The organism is Pseudomonas fluorescens, assembly GCF_900215245.1.
In the GTDB taxonomy this organism is placed as follows: Bacteria; Pseudomonadota; Gammaproteobacteria; order Pseudomonadales; family Pseudomonadaceae; genus Aquipseudomonas; species Aquipseudomonas fluorescens.
Map to the genome: position 1 here is coordinate 6,093,868 of NZ_LT907842.1, position 25,867 is coordinate 6,119,734.

The 25,867-nt window shown below is 58.3% G+C and carries 30 protein-coding genes; 2 read left to right on the top strand and 28 right to left on the bottom strand.

The window, feature by feature from the left end; all coding sequences use genetic code 11:
- Positions 1–55: 55 nt before the first annotated feature.
- From CPH89_RS27985 to CPH89_RS28015, 6 genes are all read right to left on the bottom strand, one after another.
- A complete protein-coding gene (locus CPH89_RS27985; protein WP_053256719.1) occupies positions 56–982 on the bottom strand; it encodes a tail fiber domain-containing protein in 927 nt (308 codons plus the stop codon).
- Positions 983–1,062: 80 nt separating this feature from the next.
- Positions 1,063–1,701, bottom strand: a complete 639-nt coding sequence (locus CPH89_RS27990) for a hypothetical protein (RefSeq protein WP_053256720.1) — start codon at positions 1,699–1,701, stop codon at positions 1,063–1,065.
- 346 nt (positions 1,702–2,047) lie between these two features.
- Positions 2,048–5,773 (bottom strand): TipJ family phage tail tip protein, encoded by a 3,726-nt coding sequence (gene gpJ / locus CPH89_RS28000; protein WP_053256722.1) that lies wholly within the window; start codon positions 5,771–5,773, stop codon positions 2,048–2,050.
- Between the two features lie 59 nt (positions 5,774–5,832).
- Entirely contained in the window at positions 5,833–6,426 is a 594-nt protein-coding gene (locus tag CPH89_RS28005; RefSeq protein WP_053256723.1) for a tail assembly protein, read from the bottom strand.
- A 54-nt stretch (positions 6,427–6,480) separates the two neighbouring features.
- Positions 6,481–6,903, bottom strand: coding sequence for a hypothetical protein (locus CPH89_RS28010; protein ID WP_053256724.1), 423 nt, complete (start codon positions 6,901–6,903; stop codon positions 6,481–6,483).
- Between the two features lie 28 nt (positions 6,904–6,931).
- Positions 6,932–7,312: a DUF4236 domain-containing protein gene (locus CPH89_RS28015; RefSeq protein WP_053256725.1), complete on the bottom strand. Its 381-nt coding sequence runs from the start codon at positions 7,310–7,312 to the stop codon at positions 6,932–6,934.
- Between the two features lie 181 nt (positions 7,313–7,493).
- On the opposite strand from CPH89_RS28015, the gene CPH89_RS28020 reads away from it, so the two are divergent.
- Complete coding sequence (locus tag CPH89_RS28020) at positions 7,494–8,207, top strand: hypothetical protein (protein WP_053256726.1); 714 nt, start codon at positions 7,494–7,496, stop codon at positions 8,205–8,207.
- Between the two features lie 76 nt (positions 8,208–8,283).
- Here CPH89_RS28020 and CPH89_RS28025 read toward each other — a convergent pair whose 3' ends face one another.
- From CPH89_RS28025 to CPH89_RS28125, 21 genes are all read right to left on the bottom strand, one after another.
- Positions 8,284–9,033 carry a C40 family peptidase gene (locus tag CPH89_RS28025; protein ID WP_053256727.1) on the bottom strand — a complete coding sequence of 250 codons (750 nt, stop codon included), beginning with the start codon at positions 9,031–9,033 and terminating at the stop codon, positions 8,284–8,286.
- Between the two features lie 2 nt (positions 9,034–9,035).
- Positions 9,036–9,788: a phage minor tail protein L gene (locus CPH89_RS28030; protein WP_053256728.1), complete on the bottom strand. Its 753-nt coding sequence runs from the start codon at positions 9,786–9,788 to the stop codon at positions 9,036–9,038.
- Positions 9,789–9,799: 11 nt separating this feature from the next.
- The gene (locus tag CPH89_RS28035; protein WP_053256729.1) at positions 9,800–10,138 is read right to left on the bottom strand and encodes a phage tail protein; all 339 of its coding nucleotides are present in this window, start codon (positions 10,136–10,138) and stop codon (positions 9,800–9,802) included.
- Positions 10,138–13,212: a phage tail tape measure protein gene (locus tag CPH89_RS28040; protein WP_053256730.1), complete on the bottom strand. Its 3,075-nt coding sequence runs from the start codon at positions 13,210–13,212 to the stop codon at positions 10,138–10,140. Before CPH89_RS28040 ends, CPH89_RS28035 begins: the two co-directional genes overlap by 1 nt.
- A gap of 27 nt (positions 13,213–13,239) precedes the next feature.
- On the bottom strand, positions 13,240–13,512 hold the full coding sequence (locus tag CPH89_RS28045) for a DUF1799 domain-containing protein (protein ID WP_053256731.1): 273 nt from the start codon (positions 13,510–13,512) through the stop codon (positions 13,240–13,242).
- Between the two features lie 47 nt (positions 13,513–13,559).
- A complete protein-coding gene (locus tag CPH89_RS28050; protein WP_053256732.1) occupies positions 13,560–13,940 on the bottom strand; it encodes a phage tail assembly chaperone in 381 nt (126 codons plus the stop codon).
- Positions 13,941–13,943: 3 nt separating this feature from the next.
- Entirely contained in the window at positions 13,944–14,600 is a 657-nt protein-coding gene (locus CPH89_RS28055) for a phage tail protein (RefSeq protein WP_053256733.1), read from the bottom strand.
- A gap of 72 nt (positions 14,601–14,672) precedes the next feature.
- The gene (locus CPH89_RS28060) at positions 14,673–15,089 is read right to left on the bottom strand and encodes a phage tail terminator-like protein (RefSeq protein ID WP_053256734.1); all 417 of its coding nucleotides are present in this window, start codon (positions 15,087–15,089) and stop codon (positions 14,673–14,675) included.
- Positions 15,086–15,670, bottom strand: coding sequence for a hypothetical protein (locus CPH89_RS28065; RefSeq protein WP_053256735.1), 585 nt, complete (start codon positions 15,668–15,670; stop codon positions 15,086–15,088). The genes CPH89_RS28060 and CPH89_RS28065 overlap by 4 nt, the downstream gene beginning before the upstream one ends.
- Before the next feature lies 1 nt (position 15,671).
- The gene (locus tag CPH89_RS28070) at positions 15,672–16,064 is read right to left on the bottom strand and encodes a hypothetical protein (RefSeq protein ID WP_053256736.1); all 393 of its coding nucleotides are present in this window, start codon (positions 16,062–16,064) and stop codon (positions 15,672–15,674) included.
- A 2-nt stretch (positions 16,065–16,066) separates the two neighbouring features.
- Entirely contained in the window at positions 16,067–16,444 is a 378-nt protein-coding gene (locus CPH89_RS28075; protein ID WP_053256737.1) for a hypothetical protein, read from the bottom strand.
- A gap of 10 nt (positions 16,445–16,454) precedes the next feature.
- Positions 16,455–16,760 (bottom strand): HeH/LEM domain-containing protein, encoded by a 306-nt coding sequence (locus CPH89_RS28080; protein ID WP_053256738.1) that lies wholly within the window; start codon positions 16,758–16,760, stop codon positions 16,455–16,457.
- A 55-nt stretch (positions 16,761–16,815) separates the two neighbouring features.
- A complete protein-coding gene (locus tag CPH89_RS28085) occupies positions 16,816–17,793 on the bottom strand; it encodes a major capsid protein (RefSeq protein ID WP_053256739.1) in 978 nt (325 codons plus the stop codon).
- Positions 17,794–17,796: 3 nt separating this feature from the next.
- A complete protein-coding gene (locus CPH89_RS28090; RefSeq protein WP_053256791.1) occupies positions 17,797–18,534 on the bottom strand; it encodes a hypothetical protein in 738 nt (245 codons plus the stop codon).
- A gap of 89 nt (positions 18,535–18,623) precedes the next feature.
- Positions 18,624–19,220 carry a hypothetical protein gene (locus CPH89_RS28095; RefSeq protein ID WP_053256740.1) on the bottom strand — a complete coding sequence of 199 codons (597 nt, stop codon included), beginning with the start codon at positions 19,218–19,220 and terminating at the stop codon, positions 18,624–18,626.
- A 3-nt stretch (positions 19,221–19,223) separates the two neighbouring features.
- Complete coding sequence (locus CPH89_RS28100; RefSeq protein ID WP_053256741.1) at positions 19,224–19,715, bottom strand: DnaT-like ssDNA-binding protein; 492 nt, start codon at positions 19,713–19,715, stop codon at positions 19,224–19,226.
- A gap of 8 nt (positions 19,716–19,723) precedes the next feature.
- A complete protein-coding gene (locus CPH89_RS28105; protein ID WP_176580392.1) occupies positions 19,724–20,836 on the bottom strand; it encodes a minor capsid protein in 1,113 nt (370 codons plus the stop codon).
- Positions 20,754–22,214 (bottom strand): DUF4055 domain-containing protein, encoded by a 1,461-nt coding sequence (locus CPH89_RS28110; RefSeq protein ID WP_053256743.1) that lies wholly within the window; start codon positions 22,212–22,214, stop codon positions 20,754–20,756. The genes CPH89_RS28105 and CPH89_RS28110 overlap by 83 nt, the downstream gene beginning before the upstream one ends.
- A complete protein-coding gene (locus tag CPH89_RS28115) occupies positions 22,214–23,551 on the bottom strand; it encodes a terminase large subunit (protein WP_053256744.1) in 1,338 nt (445 codons plus the stop codon). The genes CPH89_RS28110 and CPH89_RS28115 overlap by 1 nt, the downstream gene beginning before the upstream one ends.
- Entirely contained in the window at positions 23,548–24,063 is a 516-nt protein-coding gene (locus tag CPH89_RS28120; RefSeq protein ID WP_053256745.1) for a DUF2280 domain-containing protein, read from the bottom strand. The genes CPH89_RS28115 and CPH89_RS28120 overlap by 4 nt, the downstream gene beginning before the upstream one ends.
- A 32-nt stretch (positions 24,064–24,095) precedes the next feature.
- Entirely contained in the window at positions 24,096–24,719 is a 624-nt protein-coding gene (locus CPH89_RS28125; protein WP_053256746.1) for a putative metallopeptidase, read from the bottom strand.
- 74 nt (positions 24,720–24,793) lie between these two features.
- Between CPH89_RS28125 and CPH89_RS28130 the strand changes: the two genes are divergently transcribed.
- Positions 24,794–25,216: a hypothetical protein gene (locus CPH89_RS28130; protein ID WP_053256747.1), complete on the top strand. Its 423-nt coding sequence runs from the start codon at positions 24,794–24,796 to the stop codon at positions 25,214–25,216.
- Positions 25,217–25,265: 49 nt separating this feature from the next.
- On the opposite strand, the gene CPH89_RS28135 is transcribed toward CPH89_RS28130, so the two are convergent.
- The gene (locus CPH89_RS28135; RefSeq protein WP_053256748.1) at positions 25,266–25,598 is read right to left on the bottom strand and encodes a phage holin, lambda family; all 333 of its coding nucleotides are present in this window, start codon (positions 25,596–25,598) and stop codon (positions 25,266–25,268) included.
- Positions 25,599–25,867: the final 269 nt, after the last annotated feature.

Here is a 25,867-nt window from a genome sequence, read left to right on the forward strand (position 1 = left end):
TTTTCTCCAGGCGAAAAAAAACCGCTCAACGCGGTATCGTTTGCAGTAGGCAGGCTTATGCCTGAACAGCCTTCAGCGCAGCGACCTCCGCGCGCAGCTCCTTGATTGCGCCCATCAAATCGGTGATTAGCGCCATTGGCTCGAGCTGCTGAACCCGTGGACTGCCGTCATCGCCTACACCGTCTTTCTCACCGGTCACGGCAAGCGGGTTCACCAACTGCGCCTCATGCGCGATCAGGCCTTGGTAAACGACGTCATCCCCTTTGAACACATCGCCGAAAGATTTTCGCTGGTAGGTGACGATCCGGTAAGCATCGATACGATCAAGGTAGGAGGCTTTTGGCGCATCCTTGATGTATTTCTTGAAACGGTAGTCAGAGCCGAACAGTGTCATGGTGCCTACGTAAGTGGCATCGATATAGACGTCAACGTTGGAGCCTGTCCAGTTGAAGTTGTAAGACGTTGGGCTGTACGCACCGTTAACTCCGGTTCGGCAGCGAATGCCACGAACAGGCAAGGCCACATTGACCTCATTGGTCACGCTAAGCGTGCCGAAAGCGCCGACTGTTGCGCTCACTGTCGGCATTTTTAGTACACCATCTGATGAGTAGGTCATTGATGGACCTGTTTGGGTATTAGCACCGTTTACTGTACGCCAAGTGAAACCACCGTCACCATTGCCTTTGTTTACAATGAAATGCCCCTCCCCCAGCCCGGCAGCATTCCAGCCCATATACAAACCTTGGACGTTGTACCGGCCTGATGCCAACTGAACGCCTACTTCGCTGAATATTGCGCGGCCATCAGTAACACCTGTGCCGCCCTTGTTAATGGGAAGGCCTGCAGGAATAGGTCCGCTCGGTGCGCCGAGGGCCGTGTAAATCTCGGTGGTCATGGCATTAATTTTTACGCCAGTGCTGCGAGTGGTATCCCCGCCAACCCCCGTCGGGGTTGCACCAAGGTTAATCTCTTGTCTAGCCATAACACTCTCCTAAAAACCAAAGCTGACCCTTGCGAATTCAGCCATCTAAAAACTCAGCTACTGAAACCAAAACCATAACTTCAACTTATTCGCTTAGCGAATAGCAAGTTGAGAAATAGCGCATCATTCCTAAAGTCGCCGATATTTGATAGAGTCAAAAGTATCCTATTATTTGGGTAGTCCCAGCCGCACGTTACTTTTGACCATGTGTCTTGTCCTGGAATATCCATGGCGATATTATTAATCATCATGTAATCCCCTGAAGAAAAGTTTACAGGCGTAGAGAATATATAGGTGTAACGCCCTGGCGATGGATTGGTGAGAGATATCAGGGTCCAACTAGCCGCCACCAGAGTGAACTGCGCGCACGGCGTGCCGCTATCAAAAAGAAGCTTTGACGCTCCATCCCACAGTCGCATCCCGTAGGTTGCGGTTTCCATTGATGCGTAGGCCGCCAGAAAGTATGTTCCTGGCGAGTTTGCCGGGTGAGCGTTTGAGAACCCTGTCCAGTTTCCAGGTGTCCCGATAAGCCTGATGTATTGGAACGATGCGGTGTTGTCGGGCCGAACAAAGATGAGTGGAGGCTCGTTAGATGTGATCGGGCTTGGAAAGAATGCCCCGGCGTTATACCTTGCTGAATAAAGGATAACCAGCCTGGAAAACTCCGAGTCCAAAGTAACTACGTCGGATGTATTTGTGAACTTTAGACCGTATGTCATCGGTATCTCATCACTAATAGTCGCTGAGTTCCTACGCCGAATGCGCCTGACGTCGGAAGGGCCCTGTTTGCAAACCAGACAATGACCCCGCCCTGCACAATCTGTGCGTCGAACATTGAGTTCCTTGCATCCTGCCCACTCGGGTCTCCCGAGAACGATATGTTAGGCACGCATACCGCCGTGTAGCTTTCCAGGGTTACCTCAGGGATTGATATAAAGACGTTCCGTGTCGAGTTTGGTCTCTCAGGGTTTCTTGTCACTAGGGTCGAGTAAACGACCCTTACCGTGAATGAGTTCTCGTCAAGCTGGAGAGCCCCATTAGCCCCCCAAATCCTAATCCCTGTCGTCATTCGCTTAGATCACCTATCTGAACTCTCTTAACTCCATTTACATCCCAGAAGCGTAGAGATCTATTAGTCATCATTGAGCGGCCCTGCCCAGGTACGACACCGTTAATTTCAAAAGTACCGTCGAAGAAAAGCTTCCATCCACTGGTGCCTGCAACGTAATTATTGGACTGGATGTAGTTTCCGATCTTGGCGTTGGTGATGGTGCCGTCTTGGATGAATGCCGCCTTGATGAACGTCTGCCCACCCTGTATCGCGAACGGCACGATACCGGCCTGCCCGATGGCGAACCGGTCGGCGTCGATGATGAACTGCGACTGCAGGCCGCCCGGCCCGTTCTCCAACCCAAGCCCGATACCCGCGTACTTGTAGAGGCCGGTCGCGGCTTCGTACTGCAACCGCACAGTCCAATTTGCCGTGACCTTGCCGTCTACGGTTTGAATGGCCGTGGCATTGGTCTCAATGGCCAAGGTGTTACCACCCACCGAGGTCTTCAGCGTCTCGATGCTGGAGGCGAGCACGCCCTCGCCGCTGATCCTTGCGGTTTGCTCGGCGGCTACTGCCGCGGCGTTCGCCGCCACCTTCACCTCGACGGACTCGGTTTTCTGCCCCTGGACGAGATCCCCCTCGATCAATGCTGACTGAGTGGACCAGACCCCAACGTAGGCCGCTTCGGAACCCATCAGCGCGCTATCGTCGCCCTGCATCGGTGGATTGACCTGCAGATATATGCCGTCGACCCGCTGCGCCGTAGTGGTGACCTTCCCGTCGAGCGTGGTTACCGAGGTCTTGAGCGTGCTCAGGCCGCTGGCCGTAGCATTCACGCCGGTGACTGGATTGTTTACCGTCGTTCTCACCGCATTCAACTGCGACGCCTGGGCGCTGATGTCCTGACCGTGCTGATTGATCGTCGCCGAGTTCTGCTGAACCTGCGTCACCAGGGCGTTTACCGTCTGCGTCACCGTGCCGATGTCAGTCCAGTAGGTTGCGTTCGGCGGCGGGTTGTTTGCCGGTACCGGGCCGTTTGCCTGGTACAGGTGCTGCCCTACGCGAACGATGTCGTTCAAGGCGTAGGCCTTGCCGGGAACGTACTCCAGCGCGTCCACGATCTGATCAATCAGGCCTTCCAGTTCCTGCTTGGCCGTGTTGATTCGGCTGTTCACCGAACCCGGGCCATTGCCGTCGACAAGGTTGATACGGTCGTTGAGCGTCTTCCCAAGCGACGTTTCGTTGATCTGGCCCTTGATCTGTTCAAGGATCGGCCCAGCGTCCGAACTGGCCTGGCCCATCACACCATTCACCACCGGGTAGACCGGACCTATGTTGCCGGTGCGGTCCACAAGGCGCGCCCAAAAGAACAACGTTGCGCCCGCCAGCAGCTGCTGCATGCGGTAGTCGGCCTGCGGGTAGGCCAGGTCGGCCAGCTTGGTTGCCGCCTGCAAGTTGTTCGCAGGGCCATACCAGAGTTCGGTGCGTTGCGTGTCCTCGGCGCCAGCAGGGAAGCCCCACTTGATGCTGATCCCGAAGAGCTCGCTGGTAGTGCGCAGGAACGATACCGCCGGCGGCAGGCCGACCTTGCCTTGCAAATTGGTCAGGTTCGAGCTCTTCCAGATCGACGATATTTCGAAGGCGCTCACCGACCGCACACGGGCCATATAGGCGCCCGAGTAAATACCGGTGACGTCGACACTCGTCGAGCCTGTGCGCTGTACCTTGATCCAGTTGCCGCTGTCCTTGCGCCACTCCACGTCATAGGCGACCGCGCCGTTAACAGCAGGCCACGAGATGTTCATGGTGCTGATCGCAATACCCTGGTTCACGGCGTAACTCGACGTCAGCGTGACGCTGGCCGGCGGCGGAACAACGGTGACCGGGATAACGCTGATTGGACGTTCTTCCAGGCGCGCGCCGGTGTCGATGTGCGCGAACTTGCTTGGGTCGTACTGCACCGCCGAGATCTCGAACACGCCAGGCTCTGGCCGGGCCACGCTCACGACCCGATACAGCGGGATCGCCAAGTCGTCGGCATCCAGCGCCCACACCAGTTCAGCTTCGGGCGTAAGGGAATAAGCCACGGTCACCGTGACTTTCCGGCCACTCACCAGTTGCACGGTCCGCCCCTCACACTTGCCATCAGGCAGGTTTAGGATGAGCCGGTCGCCGGGCTGGGCCTGGGTGTCGCGGTCCAGGGTTATGACCCTGCCGCTCACAGCCGAGATGCGCCCGCCCACCGGCCGCCCGGCCAGCAGTTCGTCCGCGATCGGGATCACGTAGCCAGGCAGCGGAATGCGCCCGTCGAGGCCGACCTTGAAGGTGACCGCCCGATCCTTGGAGTTTGTGAGCAGCGCCCACTTACCGCGGCGCTGAGCCTCGGATTCGCGGGTGCAGCCGATTGCGCTGATCTCGAGCGGATTGTCGCCGTAACGCCGCTGCAGCTTTTGGTCGGTCACCGCCGTGACATCGGTGTCGTAGTTGTTCAACGGGTTGTCGTAACTGACCAGCGCTCTGGTATAGCGGGTGCGCTCCGATGCGCTGGAGTAGGTGAACCTGCCGTCAATGACGTTCGCACGGGTATAAGCGAAGTCAAAGTCGGTCGCGCGCGGCATGTCCGCCAGCGTGAAGACTTGGCCCTGAGCCCAGTAGGTCATGCCACGGTAAATAGCCGAGATATCGCGCAGCAGCGACCAGGCATCAGACTTGCTTTGCAGATTCAGGTTGCAGATGAAGCGAGGCTCCTGGCCACCCTTCCCGTCCGGCACCAACTGGTCGCAGTACTGCGAGATCCGATACAGCTCCCACTTGTCCACCATCCACGGCTTTATGCGGCGGCCAAGGCCGAAGCGGTCGGCAGTGGTGATGTCGTAGGTCATCCAGACAGCGTTGTCGGTCCAGGCTTGCTTGAAGGTGCCATCCCAAACGCCCGAGTATGCGCGCGACACCGGGTCGTAGTTGCTCGGCACCTGCATCTTCTTGAGCTTGGTCTCAACGGTAACGGCCGGAATGCTGCGGAACTGCTCGGCCGAGAATTCGATGTAGAGAAGCGCGGTATTCGGGTAACGAATCTTGGCGTCGATCACCTCTGTGAAGCCGGCAATCTGCATCGTGTCGGAGATTTTGTTGTTGTTTTGGTTGGCCGTCAGGCGAGTGATGCGCATCAGCCATCCGGTGGTTGCCTTGGGCAGATCGATCCGACGGGTGCGCTCGTAAAGGCTCGTGGTCTTTCCCGACACGGCCTCATTCAGAACCTCCTGATAAGCGCCGCCATCAGTAGCCAGCTCGACCTTGTAGCCGATCGCGTAACCGTTGATGTTGCCGCCGGCATCCACCGACTGGAGCGCCGGCCAGGCGAAGCGAACGCGCACAGCCGAAAGCTGCGTATTGGTGATCGCTCTTACCCACGGGGTGCCGCTGCGCAACTCAGTGCTGATCGTGGTCTCGTTCTCGACCGACGGAATGCCCTGGATGTACGACTGATCCACAGCACCGGTGCGCCACTCCCACTTCACGTTCGGGAAATTCATGTTGCCCTGGGGGTCTTGCAGCGGCGTGTTGTCGAGGTAAATGTCCTTGCCCGTGGGCGTGCCTTCGAATTCACCCTCGCCCACCGCGATCAGAATTTTGGCGATGGCAACGGAGCGCAAGCTATCCGGGGCTTCCGTTGGCGTCTTTGGTTTATCTTCGCCGCCCTTGGCGCCGTGGATATCAATCTCGCGTGCTGCGCCCATGCTTTCCTCCAGGCAATAAAAAACCGCCTCATGGGCGGCTGCGGTACTGTAGGTCTTGGTTACATCTGGTCTTCGGCGTAAATGGCAGCACTGATGATTGCCCCACCTACTCGCCGCTTGCCGTAGCAAAGCGGGACCGGGTTACCGGAAGCAGTGGTGTTCTTGGCGCTACCGAAGGCGTAGCCGGGCGTGTTCTCTGGTGCGGCGCTGGTCTTGAGGCCTCCGGCCTGTGGGCTGAGCATCTGGATGACGCCGCCGGCGACAAGGCCGATGCCTGCCCCAATTAACGGGGTGCCGAACGGAGTTGCCGAGAAAATAACCCCCACGACAATCAAGATCGCGCCGACGATGGTCTGAAGAATACCGCCGCGCTTGCTGCCTACGACCACGGGCGCAATGCGGATGTCGCCGGCACCGTTGTAGCTCAGCTCCTTCTCCCCGATATTGCGCTTATCGCGAAACACCGCGAACTCAAGGCCGCGCGACTTGGCATTCGAAAGAAACCGCTCGAATCCAGGTATCTGCACGCATAGCGCTTTGATCGCCTCCGCCGGCGATTTCACCGCGAGCCTGAAGGACTTTCCGAACTGTCGGAGCTGCCCATGCAGGCGAATTGTCGTCATGGGTTGGTAGTTGATCGCTGATGCCTGCATCGCTTTCTCCGGGCAATAAAAAACCGCCCGGAGGCGGCTTGATGATTTTCGATTTCAGTTGTATTCGACGTAGGGGCCAAGGTAGTAACCCGACATATCGCCGCTGATTCTGTACAGACTTTCTTTGCCGGCCTGGACATTCGCGGAGATAGTTTTAATCGCCGCGCCTGCGCACAGGCCAGAGCCAGCCAGACCTGTTCCAAGGTTCGTGGAGCCGGCAGGAAGGTAAAAGGTGGCCTTCTGGCCGGTGCCAATCTTCGCCGCCTTGCGCCCATCGACGTAGACCACGATATCGCAACCCGACCCGACTGCGCCGGAGTCCCGCACAACTGTTATTTTCCCGCTATCCACGCCGGGTTTGGATTGGAAGGCGTAAACCTCATCGGCAGGCACCGGCTTGGCGTCTCGCACTGAAATCGCCGTGGAGGCGCAGCCCGCCAGCATCACCACCGCTACCGCCGCTATCAAAATCCGCATGATCACTCCCTGAAACTAAACCAAAGCGTCACAGGCTACGCTTCGAGCGGTAGTAAAGGAACAAGCCGGCCGGTATTGCTATTGCCAGCATCGCGCACAAAATGCTTGCACCCTCATCAAGCTTGGCCCATCCAACAATCGCCAGAATTTCCCCCAGGATCCACGCCAAAACCCATTCCGTCTTCGAGTATTCACGTGGATTTGCTGGTTCTACCTTCCCGGCTTTCGACTTGTAAAGCGTCGAACTCGAAATACCGGTTCCAGGAATTCCCGTGGTGACGCGAGTGCCGCGCTTGCTGAGATTTACAGTTGCACCCTTCACGCCCAGAGAGGTGCTGATACCGCTCTTGCTAAGGTTGATCTTCACGCCAGGGGCGATTTTGATGCTCTTCCTGATTCTAAGGGCCATACTCAGTTCCATTGAGAAAAGAGCAACTTTAGCACCAAAATGCCACTACCAAGAATGACGCTCTGTCGGAACCTGTCCAGGCATCCAGCGTGGATGGAATGACAGTGGCCAACGCCGCGACGAAAAGATAGCATTGCGCCACCTTACCGCTCCCACCTCAGAATTTGAATGGATTAAATAAATGGACTTATTCTCTATACCTCCAACAGTTTATGTTGCTTTAGGCGCAATTATTGCTGCGCTTCTAGCTGGCTTCTTCTCCTATGTGAACTTAGTTAGCGCGAAAGAAAATAAAGTTTCAGAGTTCAGATTGGCTTGGATTGATGGCTTACGAGAAGAGGTATCAGCATTCACCGCCGCGATACAGGTTTTAGCTAAACACGAAGAAACCTTTATGGACCTACGACAAAATACATGGCCCAATGTTAGCGAATACGACCTGGAAGTAAAATGGATTGAAAAATCTGAATCTCTGTTTTCGAAATGTATTGAAAACATGTCAAAAATTCAGCTACGCCTCAACCCGGACCATGTAAAACTTTTAAAGGGCCACGAATCAAACTTAATGGACGCTCTAAAACTCTCCAGAGATTGCTTCAATAATAGTGATTATGCCGGCGCACTGAATGGGTGCGAAGCTATTAGAGACACGGCCGCCCCCTTGCTGAAGCAAACTTGGGAAACAGTAAAGTTAGGTGAGCTGGGCTATAGGAAAATCAGAAAATATGCGTTATTCACTGTAGCTGGCGGCTTCTACCTAATATTTACAATATCCATAATACTCGGCGCCTACGCAATGCTAGCTAGAACACCAACGAAAGAAGGTATCGATGCGAGCCAAGCGACTCACTCAAACTCAGCCCACAGCTCTGAGCAGCAAGCTAACACTAAATAATTTATGAACCTCAAACATCCAGCAGCGTGACTAATTCAAGCTCGCCCATCAAGCGAATCTATTAAAAACGTAAAATTTATTTGGTTTGCCTTAATATCAGCCTAGCTCTATCTGACCAAGGGCCGCCGTAGACAATGATCTCGGACGGCCTGCCGTACAGGTGGTGCAACAGGAACGGGCCTGGGCCGAAAACACCTGAATCCTCACCAGGCAGTGACGGATCGGTGCCAAGGTAAATACCAGCGTGATTCGGATGAACTGTCCGGCCAACCTGCATTACGATCATGTCACCGCGTTGCGGTCGATCAACGCGCACAAAGCCGGCTGCCAAGTAATGTTGCTCATACAGGCTGGCGTTCTCCGCACTCTCCCACCAACCATCAGTGCGCTGGAAGGCCTCGAACTCAATCCCCCATTCCCGCTTATACCAATCTGCGCAGACCTGCCAGCAGTCCCATGCAGCGTGTACGAACGGCCGTTTGAGCAGCGGCGTGCTGCCCGTGGGAGTTATCGTGCGCATGTCGCCCTCGGGCCAAGACAGGATGTGCCATGGCAAAGCCGTGGCCTCACACATGGCCAAGTCATGCGGTGAGGGCCTGCTGGTGGCGTCCGGGTGCGAGTGGACTATGCCGATCACCTCGCCCAAGTCTTCCGCCGCGGCGTAGTCCTCAGGATCGAGCCGGAACTCTTCGTTCGGCTCCGCGGCGACGTTTTGGCACGGGAGGTACTTCTGCGCCCGCCCAACGGCCAGCAGCAGTCCGCAGCACTCTTTCGGGTACTGCGCCGCCGCGTGCGCCTGGATGGCTGCAACAATGTGCTTGCGCATGGTCAGCTCCGGGCAATCAGGGAGACGGCGGGGAATCCGCCGAAGGAGAGTTCGTTGTTCTCGCCGAATCGCAACTTGCAGGACGACAGGCAGCCCTTGCACTGATCCTTGGCCGGATCATCCGTGGGGTTGTCTTCATCGTCGAACATGGCCGTGCCGGTGTAGCCGCAGTCCGGCCCTCGGTAACCATTGGTCATGGCCCAGTGGCAGAACGTCGTCATCTGGCGCCCGGGAAGTCCATGGTTGTCGATCTCACCCGGGGACGACAGCTCCCAGACCACCGCCTCGCCGTCCTCGCTGGTTTTCTGGTCGATGTACCAGATCTCCAGCGCCTCCTGGGTCGGATTGGCGGTTGGGTTGCCCTCGGGGAAATTGGCGGCGTCTAGGTACTGGGCCAGCGTCTCGCGGACAGTCAGCTTGAACTTGAGCATATCCTCGAAGGCCAGGCACAACGCCGTGACGCGCCCGTTGACGTTGGCGGCAGCGAAAGTCGGCCGAGAGGCGGTGCCGTCGCTGCTCGAGGAGATACCCTCAATCTGCACCGGCCAGGCCGCGTACTCCTGGCCCTGCCAGATAATCGACTTGGCGGGCAGTTCCTCTTCTGAGCCCTCGTAGGCCAGCAATTCCTCTGGCGTGTGCGGGATAGCATGACCGTGGAAGCGCAGGTAATCGGCGCCGTATTCGGTACCGTCAATTTCGAACAGGCGAATCTCGCCGCCGGGCTCCAGTTTCTGGATGTCCGTGATCAGTGCCATGGGTGGTTATCTCAGGGATGAAAGGTTTGCTGGAAAGTCGCGGTGATGGCGTAGACCTGGCCGCCGCGGTGCACTGGCTTGTAGCCGTTGCACTTGTAGAGACCAAGCTCGCCGAGGGGCGGCGTCCAGAGAAAGCCTTTTGCCCCTTTATGCCTGTCGAGGAACTTCCTGATCTCCAGGATTCGCGCGCCCATACCGGTAAACGTCACCGGCCAGGATTCCGACTGATTGTTCAGTCCATCCTCGACCGACTGCTCATAGCCATCGCCGAACTTTTTGGTCCGGACGCGCTGGGTAATCTCCCCTTCCGCGCCCTTCTCCGTCGCCCATGTAAATCGTTCGATTGCCATCAGCGCCCCTTGATTGCTTTGTTGATGACGCCGCCTTGCCCCATGTCCTTGTTGCGCATCTGCTGGTACTTCTGCTCAACGAACGCGGCCAGCTCTTTGCCGAACAGGTCGTAGCCAGGTGCGTCTGCACTCGATGAGGCGTTGCCGTCGCCATCGATGTGCACCTCGACATTGATCTGCGTTCCTCCGGCCCCACCACCACCCATTGCCATTACGCCAAGCTTGCCGCTGGAAGTTCGAGTCAGCGGCATGATCGCCTCTGCTCCAGCCTCCCCCATAACGCCGGTTTTGCCGTTGGCCATGCCAAAAGCTGTGGGTTTACTGACGACCGAGTTGGTGAAAGCGCCGCCTTCGGCGAACATCTGCACACCGCCCGACCAGGCGCCACCTGAGGCTTGTGGGAAGTACGAACCGGAATAGCCGCCAGCCGAGGCCCCAAGGTTAGAAGACGCGGCACCAGCAGACCCGGCCGCCAGTCCGTTGCCGCCGGCCGCGCTACCACCGAGGTAACTCGCTGCCGAGCCCACCAGGCTGCTCAGCAATGCTGAACTCGCCTGGCGTGTTGCAATGCGAGCCATATCAGCGAGAACCGACTTCGTGAAGTCAGCAAACGAGAACTTACCAGTCGTGGCGAAGTTGACGACGGCGTCTTCCATGGAGCTGAAGGCTTTGCCGAACAGGCTTTTCGTCTGCCCAGCGACGTTTCGTGCCGAGTCCAGGTAGTTATTCCACGCTGCTGTCGCACCTTTGGTCCAATCGCCCTGGGCATTCTCCACGTCCGCGTAGTTCTGTCGGATCTGGTCAGTGGCAGCCTTGTTCGCGTCGGCGAGCGCCTGCGACTTACGCTTGAACTCTTCCTCCGACATGTTCCGCGACGGGTCAGACTTTTGGTTGGCCAGCTCCAGCGACTGCTGAGCAAACCGGTCCTGCTGGCTGTTCAGCTCGCCGCTGAGTGCGTTCTGGCGGTCACCCTGACCCACGCCGAGAACCGCGCGCTGGCCGGCAAGCTCCAGGGCTCGCTGTTGCTGGCCCAGAGCCTGCACGTAGGTGCTGATCGCGCGCTCTTGCTTGGCCAGGCGCCCGGTCTCGTTGGTCGCCAGGACTTCAAGCTGACTGTCAGCGTCCTTCTGCGCTTTGACCATCCCTGCGCGCGCGTCAGCGATCTTCTGGTCCAGCTGGATGCTCTGCGCGGCAGTGGTGGACTTCTTGCCCTTGGCGTCCTCCAGAGCGGATATCTCGGCCTCGTAGGCCGCCGTTACCTGGTCGCGCTCATTACCAATCAGGGCTTGGCGCCGTAACAGGTAGTCTGCCTCTGAAATAAGCCCAAACTTTTGCGCCGCGTCCAACTGCTTCTGGTAGTTTTTGTAGTCGGTAGCGATGGCCGCGAGGTTGTTCTTCGCGTCATTGAAGCCGGTCAGATCCACGCTGCCGGCAGCAACCGCGGGGTCTTTGTTCTTGTCCTTAATGTTTTGGATCGTCTTAGCCACATAATCTGGCTGGACGAGCGGACTGTCCGGGTTTGCTTTGCGGAGATTTTCGACGGACCGCTGGTAATCTTTGATCAGCTTATTGCGCTTCTCTGCATTGGTCAGGTTTGAATCGCTGATTGCCTTGAGCTTCTGCTCGGCATCAATCCCTTCTTGCTGAACACGCACCTGATCCTCTTGGGCTTTGGTTCGCTGACCGCCAACAAAGACCATAAGCTGAAGCTGATACAGTTCCTTCTCAGAAGCCGCGAGTTTCTTTTGGGCGTCAGTGTCATCCGGGTCAGCTTTGAGCACGCTTCGAGCGTAAGCCGCACTTTGGGTGAGTTCAGCGATCCTTTTGGCCGGCCCTTCATCGCGACCAATATTTTTTATCGCGTCGAGGGACTTCTTGGCCTCATCCGTGATGCCTTTCCACGCCCTTTCGATAGTGCCGAGATTCTGAGTGATCTCACCAGCCCTGCCCTTTACGGTGTCGGCGTAAGTGTCGGTCAAAAGCTTCGCTGCACCAATGGTGTCGCCCTGCTCCTTAAGCGCAACAATCTGTGAGTAAACCGAGGCGGTCAGGAAGTGATACTGATCATTCAGAGACTTCGCAGCAGCAACTGGGTCCTCAGCAATCTTGACGAACTCCGCTACCGTCGCGTCTACAGACTTCCCCGTCGCTTTCTCCATCGCCAAGGCGGCTTCTGAAATTTCAACGAAGCTCGCACCCGCAATCTTTCCATTGCCTGCCAGCGTCGACAGCACCTCTGCGGCCTGGCCAGTAGTACCGACCGTTGCGCTGATCTGACGCGCCATATCGCTCAGTTGGCCCGCACTCACACCGGCATAATTGCCTGTGAGGATCAGCGCCTTGTTGTAGTTATCTTGCTCCTCACTGCCTTGATGGTAGGCGTATGCAAGACCGCCTACGGCGGCGGTAGCCAGAGCCAGCGGTGTCAGGATGGCAAGCAAGCCAACAGCCCCTGCGCCCGCGCCAGCGCCCAACTGAGCCACGGCGCGAACACCACTACCCCAGTCGCCCGAAGACAATGCATTGCCCAACTGAACAACGTTTTCCTGAGCTTGCCGAGTGCCCAGGCGCAGCTTATCGAAACCGGTATTGGTTTTTTCGAGCTTTGCGTAATCCTTATCGATATTGCTCAGGGCTTTGTTGTAATCCTCCTGGCTCAAGCGCCCAGCATCCAGATGTTTGCCCAGTTGCTCTACCTGGGTATCCAGCTTGGCCAGGGCCGCGCGAGCCGGGTCGATGGCACCCAACAGACTGTTGAGGGCCTTCTGCTCATCCATGGCCGACTTGGCCAAGGCCACCTGCTGCTTGTCGAGCTGAGCCGAGATCTTCGCTGCCTCGGCCTCGCCATAGGCGCCGGTCTTGGTCAGCTTGGCGAGAGCGTCGCGCTGCTTTGCCAGGTCCTGGGTGGTTTTGGCGCTGGTAGACAGCGACTTTTCCAGCGCCTGCATTTCGTTCATCAGCGAAACGGCAGACTGCTCGGCCCGGCCTCCGGCCTTGGCCATATCATCCAGGCTCGTTTTAGCCTGGATTGCATCGGCCGAGTCGATCTTGACGCCGAGTTCTGCAATGTTCATCGACTCACCTTGAATAAGTGCCCGTGGTTACGGGCTGTTTTCCCTTTCCTCCGCCATGACGCGCAGGGCTTCGCCTTCCAGCACCTGAATGTCAGGGAAGATTTCAGCGAGTTTCTTTTTCTTGATGCCGAGGAACCCGGCTACGTCGAGGATGCAGGTGTAGTCGAGACCGATCGCGCCGCCGGCGCCCACCCGCCACTGAGTCGACATCCGGTTGAACAGGAAGAACGCCGGCCAGTTGCAGGGCCATACCTCGGTCACCTCCTCAAGGTCACCCGGGGAAAGCCCAAACAGACCCATCAGTTCAGCAGGTGCCGCCGGCGCGTAGAGTGCGCGGGCGGCGTCTGTCAGTTTCCCAGGCGGGCCTGGCTGAATGCGTTCTGGTAGGCGTTCACAACTGCCTCAGCAGCGCCCTGGCAGGACTTCACCAATGCCAGGATGCTCTTATCGTCGAACTTGTCATCGAAGCCCCAGCCGACCACCAGGTCCTTGATTTGCTGCGCTTGCTGCTCAGTGTCAGCGGCTACGATTTCGGAAAGCGTAGGCTTATCGCCGAGGGCGGCCTGTGCCTCGTCACGCTTCAGGGTCCATTCATCGAACAAGGCGGCAAGCCCTGGACGATCCCGATACTTGAAGGTGAACTCGATCTTCTCGGGCTCGCCCCCAACGATAGGGATCGACACGAAGGCCTTGAACGTCGGGTTCTGGGCGATTCTGATCTTTGCCATGGGTTATGCCACCGCAGTCAGGTAACGGGTCGGTTCGCCCTGCAGCGCCAGGTTCACGGTCCGGGTCAGCAAGTTGCTGCGAGACACAGTCGGCTGGTTGGAGAACGAGGTGAAGGCGCCGTAGAACAGCGTGTCGTTGCCCGGCAGGTTCAGGCGCGCGGCCTGAATGGTCTGGCTGGCATCCGCCGCACGCAGGATGGCGTTGAACGCCTGCCCCGGGTCATCAGCGATGGTCAGCGCCAGGCTCGCGGCAGCCTTGTCAGTTGGCATTTGGCGGCCCTGCTTGTCTTCCAGGAACACCACGTCCAGATAGTTCTGGGTGCCACCGGCGAAAGCCACATCGGTGATTTGCGGAATCTGCACCCAGGCCAGCACCTTCTTCAGCGAGCCGATGCCAGAGCCCGCCGGGTAAACCTGCAGGTCAGTGGTGTCAATTCCTTCCAGGGTGACGGCGGTAGCAGTAGCAGCTTTGACGCGGACAACCCGATTGCCCAGGCGAGTCCAGCCGGAAGTGACGATCACGATATCGCCAGCAGCGAGCGTGCCGCCAGTTACGGTGGCCACGGCCTCAGCCGCGTTGCTCAGCGCCGAAAATGGGATGTCCGGGCCATAGGTGGCGCCGTGCTGGAAGGTGCCGCCGTCCGGAATTTTGTAGCCCATGGGTATTTCCTCTTTGCAGATATGAAAAAACCCGCTCGATGGCGGGTTCGTGGGGTTGCCCAATGGGCGGGATCAGTTGGTGTCGGCTCGGTACAAGAACGAAACTGGAACGGTATAAGTTGAATCGCCTGTGATGCCGGGCGCTGGGTCAACTGGCGACATGATCACCACGGTGACCAAGCCCTTCGTGTCCCTGGCATATAGCGGGAACAGGTCAACCAGTTCGGTGGTGATTGGGTTGGTCTTGGTCTTGCCAGTACCCGCCGGCGCGATAATGCTGACCTGAAACACGCCGGTGTACAGCCGGTGATCGCCGCCGAGCGTGTTGCTTGCGGTATCCCCAGGGATGGTGAAGGCTCGCAGGTAGGTCTCGCCATCCGCCGGCGTGTAGGCCGTGTTCTCGAACACGATCTTCAGCTTTTCCGACCTTGCAGCGTTCCAGACGATGAGCTTGGCCTCGTAGATCGAAGCGATGATTGCGTGACTCATACCTGGTTGTTCCTGATAGCCTCCAACACGATCTGCTGAAAGCGAGCCACGGTGACCCGAACCATGCCGCCGGGGGCCTGGGTGGAATGGCCGAACTCCAGCGGAATGGCATAGGGCAAGTTATTAATGATGTAGGCCATCTGGCCGGCGCTGAAGTCGCTCATCGCGGCCACCAGCGCCGCAGTGGTTTCGGCGCCGCTCGGGTCTACCTCGTCAAAGGTGACGTTCTCGACCACGCTGAGCGATATGTGCCAGTTCGCACGGAACCGGCCGCCGACGTAGCCTTCAGGCGCCTTGATGTCCATGCCGTCGTTGAGCTTACGGCCTTTCTTCAAGCTGCCGCCTTTCGTGAGGTTGGCCGGATCACTGCGCAGCGCGCTGTTGTGGTCGTCGACGGCCTTGTTGTACTGCGTCGCCACGGCATTCTGCGCCCAGATCTCCGGGTTACCCACGGGAGACATGCGAATCAGGCTGCTGCCGACCTCGATGATGATCTCGCGCACACTGGCGTCGATTGCCTCACTGGTTTGGGCGGCGAACTCAGCCAGGCTCAGGGCGAAGCTGCCGGACTGAGTCGCCATGTCACTTCCTCAGCTGAGCTGTCCAGGTGGCATCTGCCGGATCCGCAGACACGTTCATCACCCGGAGCCCGTTGACGATATCGCCAATGGCCGGAGAAGCAGGTACCGCTGTCGGCACTCCGGCCTCAGACACGAATAGTTCGTTTTGCAGCACCAGCAGCTTTTTGTCGGTGGTCTGGATGAGGGAACCGTCGATTTCCTTGGAAAGGTAAATGCCCAGAACGCCGCGCCCCACGTACGTTACGGTGGTCTCCGGCGTCTCGCCGCCCAGGTCGGGGTCATACTCGCCCGCTACCTTGCGCACGCCTGTCACCGGCTTGACCGCGTCGGCCAGGCCGTCAGGGTCGTCGAACGCGTCGGCCATTTCAGCCTGAATTTCTTCACGCATGCCCATGATCAGATCCTTTTCAGCATCATCACGCCGGAGCGCTTAATCCAAGGTGCCAGCAGCGCCAGGGCGAAGTTGACGCCCGCCGACTGATCGGTAGAGCCTGCCACGTAGGTCTTGCTCACGGACGTACCGGACTGAGCCGATACAGTCTTGCTCTGCACTTCCTTCTGCGTGGACGTGTACAACTTGCCCGCCGCCGCCTCTTTGGCGACCTGGGTGCCGGCTGTTTTGATCTCGGCCGGAACCGGATCGGGAACAGCCCGCTTAATCTTGGCGGTGAGCCAGGCATTGGCCATGGTCACAGCAAGGACCGGATCACCGGTGCCAGCCCAGTCAGGACCCAGCGAGGCATCAACATCGGCAACGGTGATGAAGTCGGTCATGTGTTTGTCCTTATTCCGCTGGCACCAGGGCCTGCAGGTCTTCTTTCTTCGCGGTCGCGTCGAAGGTAATGCCCTTCGCGGCCAGCCACTCTTTCAGCTCGGGGACCTTCATTTTCAGAGGGTCGGTTTCAGGGGTTTCCTGCTCCTTGCCGTCGGAAACCTTGATTCCGGCGGCCTGGTAAGCATCGAAGATATCCGGTGCATCGCCATCGACGACCACCTCAGTGGCGGAACCGATGACACCGAAGAATTCGCTCAGCAGGCGGTAGCACACGCCGCGCTCTTTGCCCGGCTTGTCCGTGTAGATTACTTTCATGAGTCACCTCAAAAGCATCCCGGCGCCATAAGGGCGCCAGGTTGTGTGGGCCGAATTACGGCGTGGTGGTACCGCTGATCACAGCGGCGAACGGGACCTGCTTGCGGCTGAAGACGCGCTGCCAGTTCGCGGCAGTGGCGTATTGGGTGGCGGTCGGGCTGAGGTTCTGAGCCTCGGAGCCCTTCCAGCTGAAGCCGGCGGGCTGGAGGATGTAGGTCTTTCGCTCCCACAGCACTTCGGCACCACCACCATTGCCGCCGCCCGGCTTACGCTCGAGCTCTACTGGCACCTTGGGAGTGCCTTCGCCGTAACCGAAAGCGCCTTGGCCGAAGAACACCGACAAGTACTTGCCAGCGCCATACACCAGGGCATCGTCCATGAACACTGGCTTGCCGAGGTAGGTGGCCAGGATGATCTTGCCGTCGGAGTCGCGCAGGTACTCGATGAGGTCCTGCTTGACCATCTGGTTCATCACGACCGAATGCACGCCGATGGCGCCGAACTGGTCGGCGGCATCGCCGGCGGTGAAGGCAGAGTCCTGGAAGGCGTTCGCACTGATGGTTGCGCCCGCGTCGATGACCATGTCACCACCGTTGTTCGCAATGTTCGAGGCGATGATGCCTCGAGCTGCGCCCAGGGTGTAGCGCTGCCACTGGCGGGTCCAGTAGGTGCCGAAACGGTTACGAATCTGCTGCTGCGGCTCAGTGTTCGCCAGTTCAGCGGTCAAGTCGGTTACGCCGTAGCCTTTGTTGAGGTACAGGACGCGGGCACGCATGCTGTCCTGGGTGACTTTGCCGACTTCGCCCTGGTCGTTCGGGTCGTCGTTGCTGATGTTGGGTGCTTCATCAGCGTTGAGATCCTGCCAGTAGCTGATCTCGGCGGTACCCTGACTGCCGGAGGCGATCGCATCCAGCACAGGGGAGCGAGTCACGATGCCCGACTCATAAACAGCGGTTTTTTCCGGGCTGTTAACCGGTGCCAGGGAAGCGTAGTAGTCGCCGACGAAGATGTCGGTCAGTTGGGTAGTTGCCATGGATTAGGTTCCTTTGGTGGCCTGGATTTTCTTGAAGAGCTCAGGGTTGTCACGGGCGATCGCAGCGCGCTCGGTTTCCGTGTACTCGCCCCACTTTTTCGTGGCCTTGCCACCTTGATCGCCGGTCGGACCGGCACCCTGAGCCCTTGGCCACAGGTGTGTTGCTGTTTCACGCAGAGATTCCGCCCATTCGAACGGCGACAGCGGGGTTTTCCCGTCCTTCCCGTAAACGACCTCGCCGTCACGGTCGGTGGCAATCGCCTCGCCGTCTTCACTGAGTTTGAAAGTGCCCCGGGCGCGCAGGATGATGTCCTCGGCAGCCTCAGGGAGCGCGCCAGCCTTGATGGCCGCAGCGCGGATGGAGTCGGCCAGCACCTTGTCGCTGTACTTGGCAGCGAACTGCTCAGCCTTGTCCGCACGAGCCTTTTCAGCGGCCAGCTTAGTGTCATAGTCAGTGCGTAGGCGCTCGGTACGGCGGGTGATGACCTCGTCCAGCTTGCCCTCAGCAATCAGCTTGGTCTCTTCATCCTGGCCAACCTTGGTCAGCAGGCCCTTCACGGCTGCGATGTCCAGGCCTTCGAACTGGGTCTTGAAGCCGTCCAACTCGGTCTTGGTGGCCCGGAGCGAGCCAAGCAGCTCGGTGTTTTTGTTCTTAAGGCCCACGGTTGCAGCCTCAACGGCTGAAGCAATGGCGGTCTGAACTGCCGGGTCTTCAAGATCAATCTGGTTTTCGTCTGCCACTTGGTGCACCCCTTGGGTTTGGTCGGCCCGCTTTGCAGGCATAAAAAAACCCCGGCATGGCCGAGGTTGGTATGAAGCAGGTTTTAGGTTCAGTCGCTCAAGGTGAGCAGATTCTTGTCTATGGAAGCTTTGAATTCATGGAGTGTCGTGCTTACAACAAACTGCAAGCCCGCGGTTTTGCCGTGGCAGTGTTGGTGCACGTAACCACTAATCTGCCGATCAAAACCAGGCGCCAAATGCAAGGAAATGCTGTCGCCGTATGTCATCGCCGCTGGCAATGGATCACTACCCCACCAGAACTGGCTGATATGAAGGTAATTTCTCGCATGCGGCGACTGCACGGAGAGACTTGTCACTTTGACTGGGCGCTTGCCATCAGACGTGATCCCGAGTGCAATAAACCAACCTCCCTCACCAGTATCCGCGATGGCAGAGCGAACAGAAACGCGTAGGTTCTCGACGTCATCTCTACGCTGCTTATCAGCCAGCCAAAGGGTAGTGAGAACTGCTGCCAGCGCGCCAATGCCGGCAACCCATCCGCCAAGCATTGATAGGACGGGCACGGTCTCTGTAATGAACTTGTCGTGGTTGTTGCTAAGGCCAAAAGATAGCCCGAGCAAAAAAACGAAGCCAATAACGGTGGTGAATACTACGAGCAAAAATGCCCATCGCAGCAGTTTGAACATCAGCTACTCCTTAGCGACTAAATGCAATCCCCGCATTATCAGGTAGTCGGCGAACTGTGTCCTGCTCGGCGCGTACGGCGGCGGCCGCATTCGCAGGCCTGGCGTATCTCGGTTGAGCCGCGTGCGCCGGCCATTCGGCTCAGTGCAATGCGTCGGCTCCTCGATCAGGAAGCGCTGTTCGGCAGCGTATAGCTCGACCGCCAGCCGCACCTGGCCCCATTCAAGCTCAAAGGGCACGAAAGTCTCGGAGAGCGTCTGGTATTCGATCTTGCAGTCACGCCGGGGCCAAGCCATCGCCTGCTCAGGATTGGCTTTTCGACCCTTCCACTGGCGGCCATTGATGTCGGCCGCAGCGCGCAGCAGCAGTTCGACCTGGTCAGCCTCAGCTTCAGGTATCCGGAACCCGTAGTAGTCGCTGTAGAAGGTCAGCTTCTCCAGCGGCACAAAGCTATTCGCCTCTGGCCTACCCTTCCCGTCCTCAACGATGATCTGCATGCGCTATCTCAACCTAGTTGAGCGCCGAGTGTAACGCCTGCTCGGGTGAACATGTCAGGCTCTGCTTCCCTCAACTGCGCCAGCGTCAGCGGCTTGAACGATTTGTCGAGCTGCAACTTGGCGAACTTCTCCGGCGTCAGGCCACCATCACGGAACAACTTACCCCGGACCGGCCCAAGGGCATGATCCTGGAAGCTCGCCGGCTGCGTTGCCAGCCACTCGTAATAATTCAGGCCTGCGTCGACCTGGGCCCCACCGTTATCGCCCACCGAGGCGCGCGTGGCGTCCTTGGCGAACATCTCCGAAAGCCTAGTGGTCGGCACCGTAGTTGACCGGCAGTTGATGTGCGCCGGTGGCAGAGGACCTTTCCCCAGGTCGAAACGCATCCCATCCAGGCCCTTGCATTGCTGCGAGGTCTTGCGGTCGAGAGTCGACACCCAACGATAGCCCAGCACCACGTCACTATTGGCCTTCAGCGTCTCCATTCGCGCTGTAGTGGCCACATGCTGGATTGCCGTTTGTACCACGGCGGCAGCGTTGCGGTTGCTCACCGCCAAGACGCCGTCCGTGAAGTTCTGCGCCGCAGTACCGCGAATCGCCTGAATGATCTGGGCGTTGGTCTGGCCCTGTCCGAAGCCGAGCCGGATGGTGTTCGTGACGCGCATCGTCTCGGTCCGCGTCCAGCCGCTGACGAAGCTCTTCAGCAGCTTCCCGCCGTCGATGCCCTTTACCTGAAGCGGATAGGAGAACACCGCCGCACGGATCACCGTGTTGGTCGGCACCACCGCATCGATGGAGAGTGCATTGCTCAGGCTTTTAGCCTCGAAGGTTGACTCGTACAGCGCGATATCGACCAGATCAGCCTGCACCAGGTCACCGTAGGCCTTGTAGATCTCCAGCAGCTTGCCGTCCACCCGGGCCAGGAACTGCTCAAGACGGTCCCGGCTGTAGGTAGTCAGCTCCTTGCGAGTCAGTTGATCCCGCACCAGTTTGTCGATCTGGCGCAGGTACTTCTCGAACTTCTTGACCTCGCCTGCCTTAAGCCGCTCCAGCATTACCGAGTGGCGGGTCGTCTGCTCCAGCAGTTGGTTGTCCGCCTGCGCCAGGTTTGTCGATGGCATCGTCTTTGTCCAAGTTGATGCCGGCCGACTCGCGTTCGTCGCTGATCAGGTCGGCTTCTTCGTCGTAGGGGCGCTCCGGCAACTTGCCGGTGGTGAGGTACTGCCAGTAGGTGTCGGCGCTGATCGTGCCAGCCATCACACCCTTGAGCAGTTCGGCGAGCACCTGGGCGTCGACCACAGGGGTCACGAATTCAGGGTTCACCTTGAACTTGACCTGTTTAGGGTCGTATCCCTTCCACTCGGCGGCATAGCGCAGCCCCTGCTCCACCGCCTCGGCCACTGTGATGACGATGCTGTGCAGCGTTGCGTGCTGGTCGTTCTGGCGTGTTTTGCGCGCCTCGCCCGACTCAGTCCCTGCAACGTCCATGACCTTGGCACCAGCTTCAAGCGCGGCATTCTTCTGGTCATCCATGGCCTTGCGCACGGCTTCGATGCCGGCGCCCTGGAACTCCAGGTAACCGCAGGAACCGGAAGGCCCAAGATCCCATGCCGCCGAAGGGCCGGTGACGCTCAACTCCACCGCCTCATCCAGGCCAGAGACCCACGGCTGCGGGTGGCTGGTCTGATGCAGCGACGTGAAGTAGTCAGCGCTCAACTGGTAGGACTTCAGCGCGGCCCGCGCCATGGTCAGCAGCGGCACCTCGTCGACGTCCGGCGAGTTGTCTGTCGATCCGCAGTAGATCACCGGCAGGTAGGGCAAGCCTTTGACCAGGCGGTTATCCGTCCCGGTAGTGCCCAGCGGCCGCTCGTCGTCGATCAACTCGCCGGCCTCATTGCGTACGGCGGTGTAGCAAACCCGGTCGAGCATGAAGAACTCACGGAACACCGCGTCGCAGTCATGGCTGTAGCGATCGCCGCCCTTCTTGCGGAATTCGCGGAACACCGACAGGACCAGGTCCTGCCGGCCGCCTTGGTCAGCGGTGTCCCAGTTGATGGCGTTGCGCGTGGCGTACGTCGAGAAATACGGTTCGCCGCTATCATCAATGTTCACCACCAGTGGCACCCGGCCGTGCGAGATAGCCTGGCGCACCATGCGGAAGAACAACTGCTTCAGCCCAAAGCCGTCAGATGTAGCGTTGTCCTCCAGCCCTTTCAGTCCGGCAGGCAGCTCGATCTCCGGAATCAGCCGCGAGACAAGCCCCATCATCGACCGAAGCGAATCACGCACCCAGTGTTCGTACTGAGCCCGGTTCGTGTAGTTCTCGTATAGGTACTTGTTGCCCGCGCCATCCAGCTTTTCCGCTTCCACCATGCCGCTCGGCTTGGGCAGATTGCGCTCGTTGCGCTTCACCGCGCACTCACCCTCGAGCGCGTCGTCCATCATCTCCCACTCGGCGATGTGCGCGTCGTAGTCGGGGTTTGTCGATTGCACTGGCATCAGGCCAAGCCTCCAATTCGGCGTGTTCCGCCTGTGCGTTTGATGCACGGCCACTCGACGTCGATGCAATACCCAATCGCCGTGGTGATGTGCTGGTATTCGTTTTTCTGGTCTTCCTGGAAGGTCGAGCCCATTTGAAGTTGAACCGTACTCAAACCCTTGTGGCACCAGGGAGCGGTGACCGGGTTGATGAACAGGCTGGTTTCGCCTGAGGCGGTCAGGATCTTCGCCCGGACGGCGTTCTGCCGATCCTTGATGGACGGGTGCGCCGGCTTGACCTTGCGCGTGTACGTCCAGCCATTAGCCTTGAGCACGCCCTCGATGTCGGTGTAGTCAGACGCGTGACCGTGCTTCTCGCCCGCCTTGCCCGCCGGGTCGCCGTAGATCAGGACGTGTTTGTTTTTGTGATCCTTGAACTTGTCCACGAACTCAGCAGCCGACTGCTTCGATACCGCACTGATCAGCACGATCTCATCCAGCAGATAGAGGTCTTTGCCATCGTTGCGCCGGACACCGATCGCAGATGACAGAGGCGTGAAGTTCTGGTCATGCATCCACATCAGCTGCTCATGCGGCTCAATGGCTGCATCCGTAGTGTTCGCCTTGCTGTAGTCCTCGTAGATCCGGCCAGAAGCCGTTTCGAAAGAGGCTTCGAATTCCTGCTTGAACTGCTTGGCCGACATGGCCCGCTTCATTGCGTCCATCACGTCAGCCGGAAGAATCTCGGCCGACTTCCAGTGGAACACCCGGAAATTCGGGTCGTTGCCCGACTCTGCCTGCATGCAAAGATCGTAGTAGTGGTTCAGGCCGTCAGGTACACCGAGCAGCCAGCACCAGGCCCTGTAATCCGGCATGGTCGGGTTGACGGTGTTCAGCGCCGGGAGAATGTTTGCCTCCCAGGCATCCGGCTTGATGTCGGCAAACTCGTCGATGCCGCCACCAGTCCACGGGATACCCTCGATCCGCTGCGGTTTATCCAGGCCAATGACGTGAATCTCGCTACCATTGTCCAGGTAGATGATCAGGTCCGACTCGGACGGCCGGCGACTGTGCATACAGCAAAGCGTGAAAGCTTTCAGGTCATCCCAGAAGATCTTCTTAGCCTGGGCGTGCGTTGGTGCGGCGGCGAAGTACATGCCGCTGTACGCCGATGCCTGCTTTACAACGAACCGCTTGAACCGCTCGGTCTTGCCGCTACGTCGTCCAGCTGGCACCAATGGGAAACGAATGCCTTCCGATACGGCCACCACCAAGGCGAGCTGCACCGGATGATCCTTGAGTGGGTACCAACGAGACAGCTGGCGATCCAGCATCAGGTTGCCGGTGTTCGCAATCATGACGGCAACCTCGCGATCAGGTCAGCCAGCAGTTGGGCATTGGAGTTGCCACCGCCCTTCTCTATCAGCTTGAGCTCGGCCTTACGCTTCTCGATCTCAAGACGTTTGATTTCTTCATCCAAAGACTTGTCAGGCTCAACGCGACGATTGACGTAGACGTCTCCCGTCTCCTTGGCAGCCTGCTCCAATAGCTGGGCCGTTAACGCCATATTCTTTGAGTTCTCGGCCTTCTCAGCCATACGCCCAAGAGTTCGGAGCCGATGGGCTCTATTGGCTATAGGTATCTCTGCTGTTTCTTCACGGAACCGCTTGCGAGTGTCTTCGAACAGAGTCCGCCACTTGGCTGCCAGATTGGCTCCAGCGCGCTTTGTTGGGTCGTGCTGCTCGACCTGCTGGCGGGTCACATCGATGCCGAATTCTTGCTTAACGCTTTGTGAGACGAGAGTGGGAGTATCGAAACACGCCAAAGCCTGAACGATGAAGGCTTTCACATCGTTTTTCAGGGCTGCCATAGATTGGGTTCCGTCTCATGCCTGTCTCACATTCAGGCCAGCTTGAGCAGACAGGTTCCGCAAGCCCTCGATATATTCAGTTTCCCCACCTCGGCGGGTTTGTTTGCAGCGTCCACCAGCACCTGAACGTCAGGGCTCGCACCATAGCGACGGACCACACCGACGAACTCTTCGACGTCGTGGCCGCGCATCTCAAGCTTGGGCGCTCCTTCCTTGGTAAAGGCTGGCTGGCCGTACTTATCAGTGGCGTGGGCGATGTGATAAAGCTCGTGTTCCACCAGGGCGCAGAAGTCGGTGTCGCTGCACTCGGCGCAGTAGTCAGCAGCCAAGGTGATGATGAAGGCCGGCACGTCGCCAAACCAATCACGCATCTGTTGCTCCATCCGGGCTTTCTGCCAGCCACCGGCGCGGAACGCTACCTGTTCGGCCTGGCCCAGGACTGTTCTGCCCTGTTTCTCGAAGCTCGACGACGCCCACATGACCCGGATGTCTGCATCCAGTAGATGGGCATGGTCTTCGTTGTGGATGCTGCCGGTGCCGGCGATGATCTCGGCTTGGAGCCATTCCCATACCTCGGGAGCGGGGATCAGGCGGGCATCTACGACAGATAAATCGGACAGTTCAAGCAGTGATGATGGAGGACCCGGTCTAAACATTTAGCGTCACCACTTGAAACAATCTCAATATGCCACCACCTATTCCTTGAACTCAAAAAAGGAATTTCAAAGCGATGCCGAAAATGATCTGCTTAGCTAAAAATAGTTGGCCGCCTACCGCTACGGTTCTGAATTTTTCAGACGAGGACGTACCGGTGATTTTGATTCTGGATGCCAAAGCAGCTGTGAAAGTCGCTATGGACCAGTTTCACGCAAATGAGAGCAGGCCAAAACGTCTAGCTACGAACTACCAAACACTCTCAACTACAGGGACGCTTTATATTCCAATGCTGCACGTCAATTTCGACGGCACAGTTGAATTCAGTGACGGCAGGCACCGCTCCTTGACGCTGGACTCTATGGGGTTCGCAACCGTGCCTGTGCTGACCAGCCTGAAGAATGCAAACACGATTCAACATCTGTGGGGCTCCATCGCTACTGCCAACACTGAATACGACTTTCCTGACCCACACGTAACAAAATTCATCGGCATTTAATCAAAAGGATCATCGCCACGTTTTTAAGCATTCGAGAACGTGGCGCGGATTAATCAACCTTGCGGCTTGGCAACTTAAAGTCCGTCACACGATCGGCAATGGCGCGGATCTTCTCCACACCTAGGAAGCCAACCCAGCCACCGGCAAAAGTCGCCATGCTCTGGGGCAGGCCGAAGAAGTCCAGGCCGCTGATGATGGTTAACGTAAGGCCGCCACAGATCGCCCCCTCCACCAGCATCTGGCGCCGCGTACCGCCGCCGTAGGTGATGCGCAGGACGGCCATGGCGCAGGACAGCGCAGCCGCATAGAGGATTGGCGAATGCTGGCTCAACCACGCAAGCGCTATTGCCCATGTGTCTGGTTTGTCTGGCATGTTGGACATCTCGGTTCCTCCCCGTCAGGGAGTTGGGAGTACAGCAGGCCATGACCTGCAGATTTGAATCAGCCCCAACAGCACTCCCAGCTTGGAGCAATGGGTGTGGCGAGGCCGAAAACGAAAAGGCCCCGATCATGTCGAGGCCCTGAATAGGTGTGCGCATCTTTCCGCGCTGTCTGCCGATGCCACCCTGGAAGTCAGTTGTGAACAGGATGCACGGGCTGCCGGTATTTTCCCGTAGCGCTGCACTACTGGCTTATCAGCGTCCAGGCATC